The 16,700-nt window shown below is 45.8% G+C and carries 12 protein-coding genes; 2 read left to right on the top strand and 10 right to left on the bottom strand.

Features of this window, described 5'->3' with window-relative positions:
- The first annotated feature begins 144 nt into the window (after nucleotides 1–144).
- Nucleotides 145–726 (top strand): hypothetical protein, encoded by a 582-nt coding sequence (locus AC23P2_RS19840; RefSeq protein ID WP_487774815.1) that lies wholly within the window; start codon nucleotides 145–147, stop codon nucleotides 724–726.
- A gap of 47 nt (nucleotides 727–773) precedes the next feature.
- On the top strand, nucleotides 774–1,052 hold the full coding sequence (locus tag AC23P2_RS19845) for a DUF6958 family protein (RefSeq protein WP_487774816.1): 279 nt from the start codon (nucleotides 774–776) through the stop codon (nucleotides 1,050–1,052).
- A gap of 53 nt (nucleotides 1,053–1,105) precedes the next feature.
- Here the strand turns inward: AC23P2_RS19845 and kdgD are convergent, their stop codons facing one another.
- From kdgD to AC23P2_RS19895, 10 genes are all read right to left on the bottom strand, one after another.
- Nucleotides 1,106–2,011 (bottom strand): 5-dehydro-4-deoxyglucarate dehydratase, encoded by a 906-nt coding sequence (gene kdgD / locus AC23P2_RS19850; protein ID WP_487774817.1) that lies wholly within the window; start codon nucleotides 2,009–2,011, stop codon nucleotides 1,106–1,108.
- Nucleotides 2,012–2,104: 93 nt separating this feature from the next.
- On the bottom strand, nucleotides 2,105–3,418 hold the full coding sequence (locus AC23P2_RS19855; protein ID WP_487774818.1) for an enolase C-terminal domain-like protein: 1,314 nt from the start codon (nucleotides 3,416–3,418) through the stop codon (nucleotides 2,105–2,107).
- A gap of 313 nt (nucleotides 3,419–3,731) precedes the next feature.
- Nucleotides 3,732–4,850 carry a mannonate dehydratase gene (locus tag AC23P2_RS19860; protein ID WP_487774819.1) on the bottom strand — a complete coding sequence of 373 codons (1,119 nt, stop codon included), beginning with the start codon at nucleotides 4,848–4,850 and terminating at the stop codon, nucleotides 3,732–3,734.
- 21 nt (nucleotides 4,851–4,871) lie between these two features.
- Nucleotides 4,872–6,302, bottom strand: coding sequence for a GntP family permease (locus AC23P2_RS19865; protein WP_487774820.1), 1,431 nt, complete (start codon nucleotides 6,300–6,302; stop codon nucleotides 4,872–4,874).
- Nucleotides 6,303–6,479: 177 nt separating this feature from the next.
- A complete protein-coding gene (locus AC23P2_RS19870) occupies nucleotides 6,480–8,030 on the bottom strand; it encodes a SusD/RagB family nutrient-binding outer membrane lipoprotein (RefSeq protein ID WP_487774821.1) in 1,551 nt (516 codons plus the stop codon).
- A 63-nt stretch (nucleotides 8,031–8,093) separates the two neighbouring features.
- The gene (locus AC23P2_RS19875) at nucleotides 8,094–11,183 is read right to left on the bottom strand and encodes a SusC/RagA family TonB-linked outer membrane protein (protein WP_487774945.1); all 3,090 of its coding nucleotides are present in this window, start codon (nucleotides 11,181–11,183) and stop codon (nucleotides 8,094–8,096) included.
- A 492-nt stretch (nucleotides 11,184–11,675) separates the two neighbouring features.
- The gene (locus tag AC23P2_RS19880) at nucleotides 11,676–12,677 is read right to left on the bottom strand and encodes a FecR family protein (RefSeq protein WP_487774822.1); all 1,002 of its coding nucleotides are present in this window, start codon (nucleotides 12,675–12,677) and stop codon (nucleotides 11,676–11,678) included.
- 41 nt (nucleotides 12,678–12,718) lie between these two features.
- Complete coding sequence (locus AC23P2_RS19885; protein WP_487774823.1) at nucleotides 12,719–13,387, bottom strand: RNA polymerase sigma-70 factor; 669 nt, start codon at nucleotides 13,385–13,387, stop codon at nucleotides 12,719–12,721.
- Nucleotides 13,388–13,618: 231 nt separating this feature from the next.
- Nucleotides 13,619–15,208, bottom strand: coding sequence for a galactarate dehydratase (gene garD / locus AC23P2_RS19890; RefSeq protein ID WP_487774824.1), 1,590 nt, complete (start codon nucleotides 15,206–15,208; stop codon nucleotides 13,619–13,621).
- A 44-nt stretch (nucleotides 15,209–15,252) separates the two neighbouring features.
- On the bottom strand, nucleotides 15,253–16,692 hold the full coding sequence (locus AC23P2_RS19895; protein ID WP_487774825.1) for a GntP family permease: 1,440 nt from the start codon (nucleotides 16,690–16,692) through the stop codon (nucleotides 15,253–15,255).
- Nucleotides 16,693–16,700 lie beyond the last annotated feature (8 nt).

Genomic DNA, 16,700 nt, shown 5'->3' on the forward strand with positions numbered 1-16,700 from the left:
CTTTAGGTATGTAAAGCAAAAATGATGTTCTTCCTATCTATTGTTTTGAGATTGATTTTTGAAAACCTCCCCAAAGCTCTGAAACTTTCGGGGGGTTGGTGTTATCTTTGAGAAAACAACTTTCATGATGTAAACCTGCTTTTTATGAAAACCTTTCTTCACTTCTTTTTATTGACTTTTACACTAAACATTTTTGGGCAAGAAAAACCCTATTTTTATCAAATCCCCGAAGCACCTACGCATTACACTCCCGAAAACGTGGCGGCTCGACTAGTAGATGGGCTCGGATTTCGTTATTATTGGGCTACAGAAGGGCTTCGTGATGTTGACCTCAACTACCAACCTACCAAAGAAGCAAGAACCTCTCTTCAAACCCTCGAACATATTTTGGATTTGACCGCATTCGTCAACAATGCAGTCCAGCAACGTACGACGACGAGTATGGTCAAACCAGGACAGATGACATTTGAGGAGATTAGGGCACAAACGTTGGAAAATTTAAAAGAAGCAAGTCTCACCCTTCGCACTTCTGGTGCTGACTTAAATAACTTTAAAATGAAAGTCAAACTCTCAAAATCGGCCAGTGAATATCCATTTTGGGACCTTATCAACGGCCCTATTTCCGATGCGCTTTGGCACGTAGGTCAAGTGGTTAGCCTCCGAAGAGCCTCTGGCAACCCCTTTCCTGAAGGCGTAAGCTTGTTGCAAGGGAAAAAGATAAAGTGAGGGCTTTGTTTATGTTCGTTTACCCCACTAATCGACTACCCAAGATTATGAAAGAAGAAACCATTCAGACGCTTCATCCAAAAGCAGGAAAAATCAACAAGAAAATTTCATTGGAAAAATACAACTTCATCCGAAAGAACTTGCTGTTAATTTTGGAGACATATGAGCTTACCCACACCGAACTCATGGAAAAATTGTACGAACAGATAAAAGATGATTTTGTGGGTGGCGTGCAGTGGTACGGGGAAACCGTTAAACTTGATTTGGAAGCAAGAGGAATAATTTTCAGAACAAAGTCAAAACCCGAAAAATATACATTAAGGTAGGACTCTGACGTTTTACCCTCCCGAAAGTTTTAGAACTTTCGGGAGGGTGGATTTTAGCTATTTGCTTTTATGATTTTTTCGAGTTCGGCGTAATCCGCGTCGGTAGGCATTGACAACGGCGGCCGCACATTACCTGCGCTTTTACCGATAATTTTTGCTCCAGCTTTGATTAAGCTCACCGCATAGCCATTTTTCTTACTGCGCAAACGCACCAACGGAATGTAGAAATTTTTGGTGATTTCGGCAACCGTCTCGGTATCGCCCGCGCGTAGGCTATGGTAGAACTTATTAGCCAATTCAGGCACAAAATTGAACGCTGCCGACGAATACGTATTGACCCCAATCGACAAATAGGCTTCGGCAATGATTTCTGCCGTGGGCACTCCCCCAATGTACGACAATCGCTTTCCTACGGTTTTGATGGTGTCGTTTAGGTCTTGCATATTTCCCGTCCCATCTTTCAAACCAATAAAATTTGGGCAAGCATCTGCCAGTTTTTTAATGTAATCGGCCGACAAAACCCCGTTGCCACGGTTGTAATAAATGACGGGCAAAGTCGTATTCTGAATAATCGTTTTGGCGTACTCAAACACCCCATCTTGCGGGCATTCGGTGAGGTACGGTGGGAAGAGCAACAGCGCATTGATACCCGCTTTTTCGGCCATTTTCGCAAAAGCAATGGCCTCGGGAATGCTGCGACCAACGCTCGAAATGACGGGTACGCGTTCGGCTACGACCTTCGCCGAAAGGTTGACAATTTGCTCATATTCTGCCGCCGATAGCGAGAAAAACTCCCCCGTTCCTCCTGCCACAAACACCGACGAAACATCGTGGCTTACAAACCATTCGAGGCGGTCAGCGTAAGTTTCGGCGTTAAATTTTCCATTTTCGTCAAAATCAGTAATGGGAAAAGAAAGAAGCCCGTCTTCGAGCGATGATTTTATTTTTGAAAGTTCCATATTTTTTAGTGATGAGTGATTAGTTATAAGCGATGAGTTGTTCGTGAGTTTGATAGAGAAGATACACTTATCTCTCACAACTCATCTCTCTATTTACCAACGTGTTGCCATAAATTTCCAGCCAGGTACTACTTTTTGCATTTCGATTTCGTCGTCACGTTTGGTAAGGCCACATTTGAGGTAGTTTTCGTGCAATTTTGCCAAGGCCGCTTTGTCCAACTCTACCCCCAAGCCTGGGCCTTCGGGAACCGCGACAGAACCTTCTTCAAACTTCAAACGGCCGCCCACCACAATTTCATCCGACTGCCAAGGATAGTGGGTATCTAGGGCATAACGTAAGTTGGGAATCGCGGCTCCTAAGTGTACCATTGCGGCCAATGAAACCCCCAAATGAGAATTGGAGTGCATCGACAAATCGCGCCCGAAGGTTTCGCAAACGCTGGTGAGTTTCATAGATTCGTGCAAACCGCCCCAAAAATGGTGATCGCTCAGAATGATGTCTTCCGAACCTAACTCAATTGCTCTGGGAATATCACCAAACGAAGTCGTACACATGTTGGTTGCCAACGGAGTTTTGAGTGCTTTCCGAACCGTCGCCATGTTTTGCTGACCTCGGCAGGGGTCTTCCAAATACTCCAATACGCCTTCCATTTCTTTTCCGTACTGAATGGAAGTTTCTACCGTCCAAAGGGCATTCGGGTCTAAACGCAAAGGCACATCGGGGCCAAAAGCTTTGTGCAAGGCCAAAATAGCATCTACTTCTTGACGCGGCTCAAACACGCCCCCTTTGAGCTTAATCGACTTAAAACCAAACTCTTTGCACATGGCATGTGCTTGGACAACAATCTCTTCGGGGTTCAAGGCGCTTGCCTGACGAGCCGCCGCCCAACCCGTGGCGTTGGGGTCGGTGCCAAACGCAAGTTCACCTCCTGCTCCTTCGTATTTATAAAATAAATAAGCGGAAAACGGCACTGCATCGCGCCGACGCCCGCCTAACAAATCGACGATGGGGCGGTTGATGATTTTACCGATAATGTCCAAACACGCCACTTCAATGGAACTAAAAACGTGTACAACTGTACGTTGGTCCCAAGGGGTAAACCCACGGTCGGCAGGTTTTTCTGTGCCAAATTCGGCCTGAAGAATATCTTTGATTTTATTGAGTTGAAACGGGTCTTGGCCAATGATTAGGCGCTTGCTACGCTCCAACGCCTTGTCGATGTCGATATTGCCAGGGATTTCACTGATTCCTACGATGTTGTCGTCGGTGATAAGTTCCACCACCGTTCGCAGCGCATAAGGCGCATGAAGCCCCGCCGCATTGAGCAAAGGCGGGTCCACCACCGCAATGGGGGTAATGTTAAATTCTTTAATTCTTGGTCCTCGGGAGGGCAAGCTGATAGCCATAAGTAAGTTGAATAAATTGGTAAAAAATAAGATAGAGAAAGTTAATTACCTTTTAAAGGAGTTCGGGGGCTCAATCTTACGTTTTTGCGAAACTTTTTATAAATCTTTTGGGCGTCAGAGACGCGCTAAGCCATTTTGCGCCCCGAATCTCAGTTTGGTGCGAGTTCTTTTGGGCGTCGGAGACGCTAAGCCTTTTGCGCCCCGAATGGATTTCGGGGCGAGCGCGATTGGTGCGAGTTCTTTTGGGCGTCAGAGACGCTAGGCCATTTTGCGCCCCGAATAGATTTCGGGGCGAGCGCGAGCGCGAGTGCTTTTAGGCGGTTTCGCTGGCAACTACTTGCAATAAACCTTTGATGTAACCATAGCAAAACGCAAAAGCTTCTTGGGTGCTGTTTGCGGCATGGTGGTGCGGTACGTGGTCGGGCATGACCATCCCCGAATAACCTACATCGCGTAACGCTCTAACGACCTTAACAAAATCCATGTCACCGTTGTCGGGATATACTTCTTGGAAATTATTGAAACTTCCTTTGATGTTGCGAAGGTGAACGTTAAAAATCTGGTTTCGCTCCCCTACCCATTTGATGATGGGATAGATTTCGTTTTTGGGGTCTTTTAATCCCTCAGCAATAGAGCCAATACAAAAGTTAAAACCGTGGTATTCGTTGTCGTACAATTTGGCAAAACGCTGAATCCCTTTAAATACGTCTGGGCTGTTCCAACGCATCACGCCACGGTAAGCTGCTGGCACTGGTGGGTCGGCGATGTGGTTGGCGAGTTTAACTTTGTACTCTTTGGCGACGGGTAACAAACGGTCGAGCAAATACGTAATTCGCTCAAAAATTTGGTCGATTGATACATCACCTGCTACCGTTTTGGGGTCATTTCTTTTCAATGCTTCTTCGTAGTTCCAAACGCTATATTCAGCATTTCCGCGTTTTGGGTCGATGTATTTTCCCGTCCGTAACACGGGCAAAATCGTCGTATTATAGTTCAATACTTTAATCCCTGATTTGCCCGCCACTTGAATCATTTGTTGTAAATACTCAATCTCACGGTCGCGTTCAGGGCTTTTTCCCAACATAATATTGGGGTAAATTACGCGGTCTATTCCTGCCGAACTCAAGGGATAATGGTACGCGTCCAAACTAATGCCGTACTTTTCGCAGGCTTCTTTTTTTGCCAACGAATCTTCCAAATCCCAGCCTTTGCCAGGAATTACTTTCGGTGAACCACCATCAATATTAAAGATACCGTGACGGGCTTTGAACTCAAGGTTTTCAACACTCGTCCCGCCCGATTGACAGCCTGCTTTCATCAATACTTTTTTAGGAGGCGTAACAAGCGACGCCGCATGGGACTTTTCGACTCCTGTTACCGAAGCACTTACCGAACCTACGGCAACTGCTTTGAGAAAATTACTACGTTTCATCTTATTTTAAACGGTTATTTTTTATACCAATGGAAACAAAGCCGCTCCTATCATAATGACAACAAGACCAGTAAGACCCATCACTACCAGCAACGGCGAAATGGTTTTGAGGGCTTCTTTTTCTGTAAGGTTGCTCAATTTACAGATAATCCAAAAACCAGCATCATTCATCCAAGGCACTAATTTTGAGCCACATCCAATCGCTAACCCTAGATAAACAGGGTGAAACGATAGATTAGCGCTGCTGGCCATTCCTGACAAAATACCCGAGGCTGTAATCAACGCCACCGTAGCCGAACCTTGGGCAGTTCGTACGACGGCCGCAATAAAAAATGCCATTGGAATAAGTGCCATTTGGTATTCTTTGGTCATATCAGCAATACGGCTACTGATGCCCGTTTGCTGCAACATTCCCCCAAACGCACCGCCCGCCGCCGTAATCAAAATAATACCCCCGCCACTCATCAAAGCCGATTGTACAAAAGGCGTTAGTCCGTCTTTTTTAGTCTCTTTTTTCTGACTTGCCAACACCCACAGTGCAATGATTCCTCCCGTGAGAATGGCAATGTTTTTATCACCAAAAAATTTCACCAATGCTACCAACAAGGGCGAGACTTCGCTTGATTTAAAAAATGCACTAAAAGCCGTATCAAGACAAATAAAAAACAAGGGCACAGCTACTGGCAAAAGCGAAACACCCAATGAAGGGAGCTGTTTGGTTTCTTTGGCCGCAATCGACTTCATGTCTTCTAGTTTTGCATCCAATGAGTCTCGGAGTTCAATTGGCCATTTTTTATTGGCCCAAAGGGCAAAAAAGTAGCCCGAGGTAATGGTAAAAAGCCCCACGATGACGCCCGTCACCATCATCAAACCCATCGGAATGTGCATTTCGCCAATCAGAAACAGCGGGCCAGGTGCAGGCGGCACCAGCGAGTTGGCCATTGCCGCGCCCGCCATGATGCACAACACCAACAACAGGTAATTTTTACCAATGCGGAGGGTCATGGCTTTGGCGAGGGGCACCATTAGAAACAAAACCGTGTCAAAGAAGACGGGGATGCCAAGGAAAAAACTGCTTAGTAAGAAAGCAATGGGTGCTTTTTCGATGCCCGTTAGGCGGAGAATCGAGCGAATGATACGCTCAGCCGCGCCGCTTTCTAACATACATTTCCCAATAATTGCGGCCATTGCTATCAGAATGCCAATTTTGGCGCAGGTATTTCCAAACTCGGTGGCAATGCGCTCACCTACGCTTTTTTTGGCCATCGACAAAGCCGCAGCGGGAGCCGTTCCCTTGGACAAAGCGTATTGCTCAATGACTTCGGGTGGTGTCAACATCGCAACGGCCAAGGCACCTAACAACAGTGCCAAAAATGGATGTAGCTTAACGCCAATGATTCCGCCCACCACAATCAACACGCCCACCGACAAGATAAATAAGGGATCAGACATTCAGGGTTTATAGGTTTAGGTTTCTACTTTTTTCTAGACTTGGCAAGTCTCTTTATCTTAATTTCTAGACTTGCCAAGTCTTTTTTTCTACTTTCATCAGACTTGGCAAGTCTTTTTATCTTAATTTCTAGACTTGCCAAGTCTTTTTTTCTACTTTCATCAGACTTGGCAAGTCTATTATTTTTTGTCCCACCAGATGCGGGTATCTAACAAGTTAGGGCCTTGGCGGTCAATTGCCTTTTGAACATTCACTTTATTGACGTTCAACTCGGCATCAGTATAGGTCAAACGGCGAATAAATGGCTCGGTTTTAAGGTCTTTTCCTGGATACGTATTAGGTGTTAATACAGGGTAATCGCTTCTTCGGAAATTTGCCCACGATTCGGGGCCATTCAGAAACGTTGCTACCCAATACTGGGTATTGATTTGTTCCAACTCTTTTCCAACCGCTAACGGATTCGCTTTCACGTAGGTATCTATCGCCGCGTCGGTAATGGCCGTATTTGTACCGTAACTGGCATACTGCTGCATATTGGCCTTTATGCCGTTAGCGTAAAGCGTAGCGGCATCACCCGTTGTCCATTTCCGATACACTGCCTCTGCCAACAACAATTGGGTTTGGGCATAAGTCACCAAAAAGCTAGGAGCCGTTAACCCGCCCATACGCGTACGATCCAATTGGCTATAATCCCACAAACTTGCCAGTTTTTTTGCAGCTACGGCAGTACTTATTGTTGTGTTGTCGTAGCCTTGAGGAGCCCCAACCTGAACCGCAGACGTACGATTGGCCCGCGACTCCACCTGCTGAGCACCGCTGGTTGCACCCACGTAGCGTACTGCAATCGAGGCCAAACGAGGGTCATTGTTTTTATTCAAATACTCCACAAAATCTTCGGAAAGGTAAAAGAACGCCGACTGCCCTCCGTTGAGTTGTGAACCGATGGGATTGGTAAAACTCGCATTGTGACGAATAATCGCATTGTCAGCGTTGGATTGCATTACCCCGCCCGTCACTGCCTTGGCAACGTATTCTGCCGCTTTTGCGGGGTTTACTTTTGATAAACGCATGGCCGCTCTCAACAAAAGTGAATAGCCCAATCGTTTCCATTTGGTGACGTCGCCATCATACAACAAATCGGTAGTTGCTCTTGGTTTTGAAGCATCCAACGCCGCCGAAGCGCCGTCTAGTTCGCTTAAAATCGCCATATACACCGACTCTTGGGTGTCGTATATAGGCGTTGAAATTCCTTCCAAATAGTTTCGTCCTGCTTGGGTATAAGGAATATCACCGTAGGTATCCGTCAAAATCATGAACGAATATGCCTGCCAAATCCGAATCATGTTGTAGAGGTTTGCCCGCGCGGGAACATCTTTGGTTTTAGCAAGGGCGTCTGTTAGTTCTTTGATGTTGGTTTGGTAGTACGTATTCCAGTTGCCCGACGCAACCCCACGGTTGTCTTGGTTAAAATTAGCCGCCGACCCTTGTCCGCTAAAAGGCGTAATCATCTGCTTGACGATGGTCGTTTCGTAACTCAAGTTCCCGTAGGCAGGTGCCGTGTTGACGATAGCGGTATTTAGTTGATAACCAGGGTCAACAGCCGTGAGGGCAATAGGATTTACGTTCATCTCATCAAATCCTTTATCGCAGCCAACCAAGCCCCCCACTCCAACAACGATTGTCGTCCAAAAAGGGAGCGAACCAGCTATTTTTTTGAATATATTCTTCATTGTTTGTTTCTTTTTAAAGTGTTTTCGAAAACGTTCTATTCGTTCCTTCGGGAGTCAAAAGGATTAAAACTTCACGTTTAAATTAAAACCAATGTTTCTGGTAATGGGTAGTCCCGTAGCTTCGAGGCCCACGAGGTTATCCGACGGAAATCCAAACTGCTCTGGGTGGATGTTGGGCACCCATTTTTTGATGACTGCTACGTTGTTGGCAACGGCATTGAGACGGATTCCTTTGACAAAACGGCGGTTGGCAGGCAATAATTTACTCAAATCGTACCCCAATGAAATCTGGCGTAGCTGCCAAAGACCTGCGTTATAAACAAACTCTTCGGCAATGTTTTGCGAGCGTACCGTTTCGTAATAAGCCTGAACAACCGACTTGGTTTTGTTTACTTCCCCATTCGGATTTACGCCGTCTCCAATCACAAAATTCTCCGCCCGTCCTACCAACGTGGCCTTGTGCAAACCATGACGCCACGCGTTGTGGTTGGTGCCCGAAATCATCTTATGACCCAATTTAAAGTCAATCAAAAACGACAACTCTACCCCTTTGAAGTTCAAACTATTGGTGATTCCACCCACCCAAAGTGGCAAGGCGCTTCCAAACGGAATTTGGGTAGCGGTACGAAGTGGGCGGCCATTTCCTGCGTCAAATACTTGGCGGCCTTGGGCGTCGCGGAGGTAACCAAATCCGAACAATTGCCCCATCGGTTGTCCTACCACTTGGCGCAACTCTCCCGTAAATTCTCCTGTACCAACGGTAATCATGTTATCGCTCACGCCGCTTCCTAAATCCAACACCTTGGTTTTGTTGTACGCTGCGTTCAGAATAAGGCTCCAAGTGAGGTCTTCACGCCGAATGGGGTTGAGAGTCACCAACATTTCGACACCTCGGTTTTGGCTCTGGCCTACGTTGATAAGTTGTGTTAAGTACCCACCTGCATTGGAGGTCTGCGCCCGCAAAATTTGGTCAGAAGACAGTTTATCGTAGTAAGTAAAATCAAGTCCTAAGAAATTGTTGAACAACTTCAACTCCAACCCAAATTCCTTCTCTGAGACGCGCATGGGGCGTAAGTTAGGGTTCGGAACAGTACTGCCACTGATTGTCCCCAAAGGCTGAGCCACCCCCGTTGGAGAGGGAAACTGCTGCGCATTGATGCTGTAAAAAAGGTTATTAGCATAAGGTGACACGTCGGTATCACTACCCACTTCGGCGTAGGCAGCCCTGATTTTCCCGAAATTAATCCAAGTGGGCAGCTTCGTCGCAAAGGCTTGTGAAAACACAAAACTTGCCGTGACCGATGGGTACAAAATGCTTCTGTTGGCTGGCGATAAAGTGGAAAACCAATCGTTGCGTACGGTTCCGTTCAAAAACAAATAATCTTTATACGACACCTCAGCCGACGCATAAAGGGAATTCACTTGACGCTCAGAGAAATCGTAAGTGGCATCACGCAAACGACCGTTTCCAACGGTATATAGATTTCTGGTATAAAAATCTTGCACAAACACATTGTGACGGCTGATTCGGCGGTACATTTGGTTGCCTCCCACGTTTACGTTCATCCCAATGACCCCAAACGTACGATTAGCGCCCAACAAGAAATCGGCATTGAGTTCGCGTACACTACGCGCATCTTGTACGAATTGCCCGTTCACAAAACCTGCGGGGGCGGCGGGCTGTCGCTGCGTACCTGTGGGCAGGTTGTAATCTTGCTCTCTCGAATAATAATCCTGCCCTACTCGACCTTGCAAAAATAACCAATCCGTAAAATTATAGCGGGCTGTTAAATTACCGAAAACACGGTCGTTATGAATATTATCAAAGCGTTTGAGGGCAAAATAAGGGTTGGTACGGTTCGTAAATCGCGACCAAACCACTTCGTTTCCGTTGGCATCTTCGGCATATTTTTCCAACAAATCCAGCGGCATCGAATTTGCCATGTTGAAAATAATCACGGGACTATAATCTTGTTCGGCAATGTTGGGTGGATTTTTACGGTACTCATTTGAATAGTTAATATTTCCCGAAACCGTCAATTTTTTTGCAAACGTTTGGGTAAAACCAAGGTTGATAGTCCGACGGTGATAACCCGAATTTCGGAGAATGGTTCGGTTATCTAAGTTAGATACCGAAAGGCTAAATCCTCCATTTTCACCTCCCGAAGATAGCGTCATGGTGTTGGTCCAAGTATATCCTTTTTGGTAAAACTGTGAAATTTGGTTTCGCTGTGGCTCATACGGAACGGTAATGTTATCGAATAAAACTTGCGTCATTCCAGGCTGAAATTTTTCTCCAAAACTCCATTGTCCCGACGTAGGAAAGGCAGCCGTTGGGCGCAGGCCGTTTTCGCCCTGACCGTATTCGTACTGATAATCAGTGTAATCCAAGGGTGTTTCGGACGTAAAATTGGAATTATATGTCAGAGAAACGCCCGAGTCCGAACCACGATTTTTGGTCGTAATCATAATGACGCCGTCTTTGGCACGAGAACCGTACAAGGCCGAAGCCGCCGCGCCCTTCAGAACCGTCATCGACTCAATGTCGTCGGGGTTGATACTACTCAAGCCATCGCCACCGTCGGAGGTACGGTTGCTTCCTTTTTCAGAAACATCACCGCGCGCACCGTTGTTGGTATTGTCGATGGGCACGCCATTGACCACAATCAAAGGTGAATTATTTCCCCCAAACGACGATTGACCGCGAATACGGATTTTGCTCGTACCAGCGGGACCAGACCCCAAAGATGTGATATTTACCCCCGCCATTTTACCCTGCAACGCATTCATAAAATTGGCCGTACGGTTGACCGTCATTTCGTCTGTTCCTACCGTTGCGGTCGCATAACCCACACTTTTAGCTTGTTTTTTTATCCCCAAGGCCGTCACAACTACCTCACCCAACGACTTACTTTCGGGTACCAGCGAAATGCTGATTGCCGTTTGAGTACCTACGATGACCTCCTTGCTTTCGTATCCGACGTAGCTAAAGACCAGCACCGCCGCATTGTTGGGCACTTCTACTTGAAAAGCCCCATCAACGTTGGTGGTAGTACCGCGTTGCGTTCCTTTAATGAGGACACTTACTCCTGGCAAACCTACGCCCTTTTCGTCGGCCACTTTTCCTTTGATGAGTTCGGCCAGTATCTCCATTTTTTCTACAGCTCTCACCACCGAAACCTCCGTCATCAAGGGCTTTTCGGGAAGCTGAGGGGTAATGATGCTTTCTTGAAATCGGGCGTCAGCTTCCGCCGTTTTTTTAGGTTTTTTAGCATCTAAAATCACATAAGCCCCCTCTTTTACCTTCTTGAAGTTCAGACCCGAAACTTTCAGGACTTTTTCTAAATTCGACTCCAACGTGGCTTTGTAATCAACAAGTTCGGCAGGCACTACAAGGCCATCCACAAGCCCACCTTCAAAAAGAATATCAACGCGATAATAACTTTTAAGTTGGCTCAAAACTCCTTTTAATTTTTGAGTTTCAGGCGCCGTTTTTTGTTCGGGTCTTGGCGCAAGTTTATACGCTTTGGCATACACCTGCTGCGACCAACTTGGCCGCCCAAAGAGCAATAAGGCAAGTAGTAAACTACCTACCCAACTTGATTTTTGTAGGTTTGTCTTCATTATAACACAGGTTTGGGTCTATTATTTATCAGTAAGAAGTACAGTATCACCCACTTTGGTGATTTGGAGGTTAAATATTTCGGAAACGATTTCAAGCAATTCGTCGGCATTATTGGCCCGAAACGACCCCACAAGCGTCCGTTGAGCCAAAGAATCGTCGGCAATAATTACTTTTAAACCGTAATTATCCGCCATAATTCGGACAAATTCTTCCAAGGTTGTATCGTCAAACACAAAGCGATGTTCTTTCCATGCCGTGTGTTTTTCGGGTTGATCCGTGATTTCTTTTTTGAGGTGATTACTTTGGTCAAACGTCACCAATTCTCCAGGCTTCATCATCAGTTCTTTTTGCGTTTTTCCTACTTGGTAGCGCAACTGAACTTTGCCTTTGTTCAGCACCACTTTAGCTTCTTTGCGACGGGCATAAACCGAAAATTCTGTTCCCAAAACAACTACCTCCACCCCTTTTTCCGTTTTTACCACAAATCGTTGGTTATCAACTGTATGCGTGACCGTAAAATTAGCTTCTCCCGCCAACCTAACTTGGCGCGTTTTTTTACCAAAGCCGAAGCGAGGAACTTCCAAAGATGAATTGGCATTGAGTGTTACTTGGGTGCCATCGCTAAGGGTAATTGTTTGGGTTTCACCAAATTCGGTGCGGTGAGTTCTAAACAAAAACGCATCTTGATATATCCATCCACTTACTAAAACACTGATTATTGAAGCTGCAATGGCCCACCATTTCCATGAAAAACGGCTGATTTCTTTCTCTTCTGATTCGGATAAAATCGACCAATCTGGGTTTTCATCAACTTGATTAGCCAACTGATTAAAACGGTCTAAACCAGCAGTTATATCGGTACTATACTGCGGATTTTGACACTCATATTCAACCAACCATTTGTAAAACAGCTCTTCGTTTTCAGGTTTTTTAACCCAATCATCAATCATTCGTTTTTGTAAGGCCGACGCGCGCCCCGACAAATAATTAAATATAATTTCTTTTGTAATGTCTATTTTCATTGACGTAGGTAGTAAAAACCTCACAAACGTGATAGTTTTGGTTAAAAAACAAGACCCAACACGACTAAAACTTCAGAAAGTAACCACTTTTCTTTGAGTAGTGCTCGAATGTACTGATTGGCCCGATGAAGTTGTACATCCACTGTTTTCACTGAAAGATTCAGCTCATCCGCAATTTCTTGGTACTTTTTCCCTTCAAATTTTCGCATCAAATAAATTTTACGCCGCTCAATGGGCAATTTATTTACAGCCTCTTCTACATCGTGGTACAGTTCTTCAAACTGACTGATGTGATCAGGCTGGTGTTCGTCGAGGGTGGGTTTTTGGGCAGCTTCGAGCAGGTCTGCTTTACGGTTCAAATCCCAACGGAGGTGGTTATACGCTTTATTACGAACGGCCCGAAATAGGTAAAAGCGATAAGAGGAAGTAATGTCGCTAAACGTTTTGTTGGCATACAACTGAAAAAAGATTTCGGAGACAAGGTCTTCGGCCGTTTCTCGCGAACCAACGTACTTCACCGCGTGGGTACAGAGGGGTTGATAATAGCGTTTGTAGAGCAAAGCCATTCCTTCCCGTGCATTGGTTTCAAATGTTTTTCGGATAAACAATTCGTCATCAAACTCCACAACTTTTTTATCGTCGGAAGAAGATAATGGTGTGGTAATAGGAGTACCCTTGGTTTCAATATAATTATTGTTGACCTGCTTCATCGTGCTATGGTGTACTTTCTCTAAAGACAAGTTCGCACGAATACTTCCTTACACGAATTGAAAAATATTTTTATTTTTTTGAATTTTATTTAGAATAAGAGGATTCCTCTCGCTAGAGACGAGGTTTTGAGAAACCTCAAGCGTTGGATATGAGTATCCAACGGCACGCCATTGAGTGCTTTCAGATTCTCATATCCAACGGCACGAGAATGGGTACTTTCCAACGACAGGCTAGGTCAAAGGCCCAGGGTTAAATAGTACCAAGTCATTGTATAGACCCAATTTATCAGTCGCTACTTTTTTGGTTCCACTCGCCACTTCCAAAATCAAGTGGAACAACTCCCAACCCATTTCCTCAATGGTTTTTTCGCCAAAAGCAACAGGGCCCGCGTCGAAATCAATCAAATCGTGCCAACGGTTGGCGAGTTTTGAGTTAGAACTTACTTTTATCACAGGCACCATGTTTAGCCCGTAGGGAGTGCCGCGCCCCGTGATGAATACGTGCATGTTCATTCCTGCGGCCAATTGCAGCGTGCCGCAAGCGAAATCAGAAGCGGGCGTTGCTACAAAATTTAGTCCTTTCTTACGTACTTTTTCTCCAGGAGAAACCACATCCACAATCGGGCTTGTCCCCGACTTTGCGACCGAACCCAATGCTTTTTCGACAATGTTACTTAGTCCTCCGCCTTTATTTCCTGGCGTTGTATTGGCACTTCGGTCGGCTTGGCCTTGGTAGAGGTAATTGTCGTACCAAGCCATTTTGTCTTTTAGTTTTTGGGCAACTCCTTCATTGGCCGCCCGTGGTACCAACAGATGTATGGCATCGCGGACTTCAGTCACTTCAGAGAAAAACACCGTCCCGCCTGCTTTCACAATCAAATCAGCGGCAAAACCCGACACGGGGTTGCCAGTCAAGCCCGAAAAAGCATCGCTTCCACCACATTGCATCCCCACCACCAAATCGGCTACCGAACATCGGGTACGTTGGCGTTGGTTGAGTTTTTGAAGGTGAGTTTCTGCCAACTCCATGATTCCGTCCACCATTTCATAAAACCCTTCAAAACGTTCATCTTGGAGGTAGAGAATGGACAGCCCCCCGTCCCCCGATGGGGACGCTATTTTTTCGGGTCTAAGTTTCTCACAACCAAGGCCAATAATCATCACTTCGCCGCCAAAGTTGGGATTTTGCGCAATGTTTTTAATGGTTCGAATCGGTACAATTGCCCCAGGAGCATCAATCGCAATGCCACATCCATAACTGTGGTTAAAGGCCACCACATTATCGACATTAGGATAAAGCGGCAACAATTCTTTTCGTATTTTATTTTCGATAAAATTGGTGATACCTGCCACACATTGTACGCTCGTGGTAATTGCCAATACGTTTTTTGTACCTACACTACCGTCAGCATTTCGGTAGCCCATAAAAGAAGCCCCCTTTAATTGCGCTTTCAATTCCTCATCATCCTCTACAGGCGGAAGAACTGGTTTATATTCAATATCTTCCAATTTGGGAGGTTCGGGTAAACTGATATTTCCCTCATTTACCCAACTTCCTTTCTCTATGGTTCGGGTGGCATAGCCGATTACCTGCCCATAACGGCGTACTTCATCGCCCATTTTAAGGGTTTGGAGCGCCACTTTATGTCCCATCGGAATCTCCTCGACTAAAACAGTTGTGCCTAGCACAATACTCCCTCGTTTCAGCCCCGATGGAGTTGCTACGATGGCTACATTGTCGTTGGGGGCGGTTTTGATTGCTAGCCCCCTAGCCCCCAACGGGGGAATTTGATTGCTAGAATGTATATTATTTGACTTCATTTGGTAAACATCCTTTTAATAATCCCTAATTGGTAGCCAAAGGCTTACACCATTGGCCATATCCAAGCCGCTATCATTGTCAAAACTACCCCTGCCAGTCCCATCAGGCTTTGCATGGGCGCGATAGTTTTGAGGGCTTCTTGTTCGGTCAGGTTAGACGTTTTACACATAATCCAGAACCCTGCGTCATTCATCCACGGAATCAATTTGGCTCCACTTCCGATGGCCAAACACAAATAGACTGGATGAAATCCTAAATTAGCATTTTGGGCCATTCCTGCCAATATCCCTGAAGCTGTAATCAACGCCACCGTTGCTGAGCCTTGGGCAGTGCGCACCACGGCCGTAATTAAAAAAGCCAACGGGATAAGCGCCATTTGATAATCTTTGGTCATGTCGGCAATACGCTGACTAATACCCGTTTGCTGCAACATTCCGCCAAAAGCACCGCCTGCGGCTGTAATCAAAATAATACCTCCGCCACTCATCAAAGCCGTTTGGGTAAAAGCCGTAAGTTTGTCTTTGGTTGTTTTTTTCTGGCCTGCCAATACATAAAGCGCAAAACAAGCACCCATAAAAATCGCTATATTTTTATCTCCACAAAACATAAGTACGTCCATAAACCCCTGGCTAAAAGGTGATAAATTTTCGTGTGGAATTTTAAATGCCTCCACCGCCGAGCGCACACAAATAGTTACCAATGGAAACACCGCAGGAAGCAGCGCCCACCCCAAAGCAGGGAGTTCTTTGTCATCTTTATTGGCAATGGCAGCAATATCTTCCAAACGGGCATCGGGCGCATCACGCAACGGAATATCGTATTTCTTGTTGAGGGATAGCGCAATAAGGTAACCTACTGTAATGGTACAAAGGCCCAGCAAAGTGCCGCAAACCATCATTAGCCCAATGGGTACGTTTAACGCACCAATGAGAAATAACGGCCCTGGCGATGGAGGAACGTAAGAGTTGGCCATCACAGCACCCGCAATGACCGACAACGCCAGCAAGAGATAGTTTTTGCCCAAACGCATTCCCATCGCTTTGGCCAAAGGCATCATTAAAAAAATAACTGTATCAACAAAAACGGGAATCGTCAAAAAGAAACTGCTCAGAATAAATCCAACGGGCGCATTTTTTACGCCTGTTACTTTTAGCATGGCACGAATGATTTTTTCGGCCGCACCGCTATCCAGCATCGACTTGCCGATGATGGCTGCCATCGCTATCAAAATACCTATTTTAGCGCAGGTATTCCCAAATTCGGTGGCAATGCGTTCTCCTACGCTTTTATGCGCTTGTTTCAACGCCTCAGCGGCAGACATTCCTTTGGCCAAATAAAATTGTTCAATCGCCGCCTCAGGTGTAAGCAAAGCCACCACCAACGCCGCCGATAAAAGTGCCAAAAAGGGATGCAATTTAAAACCGATAATTCCTCCGACGACAATCACAACGCCTACGAGCAAGATGAGTACAGGATCTAACATGTTAATTA

The organism is Runella sp. R0.1_18 (genome assembly GCF_057652155.1).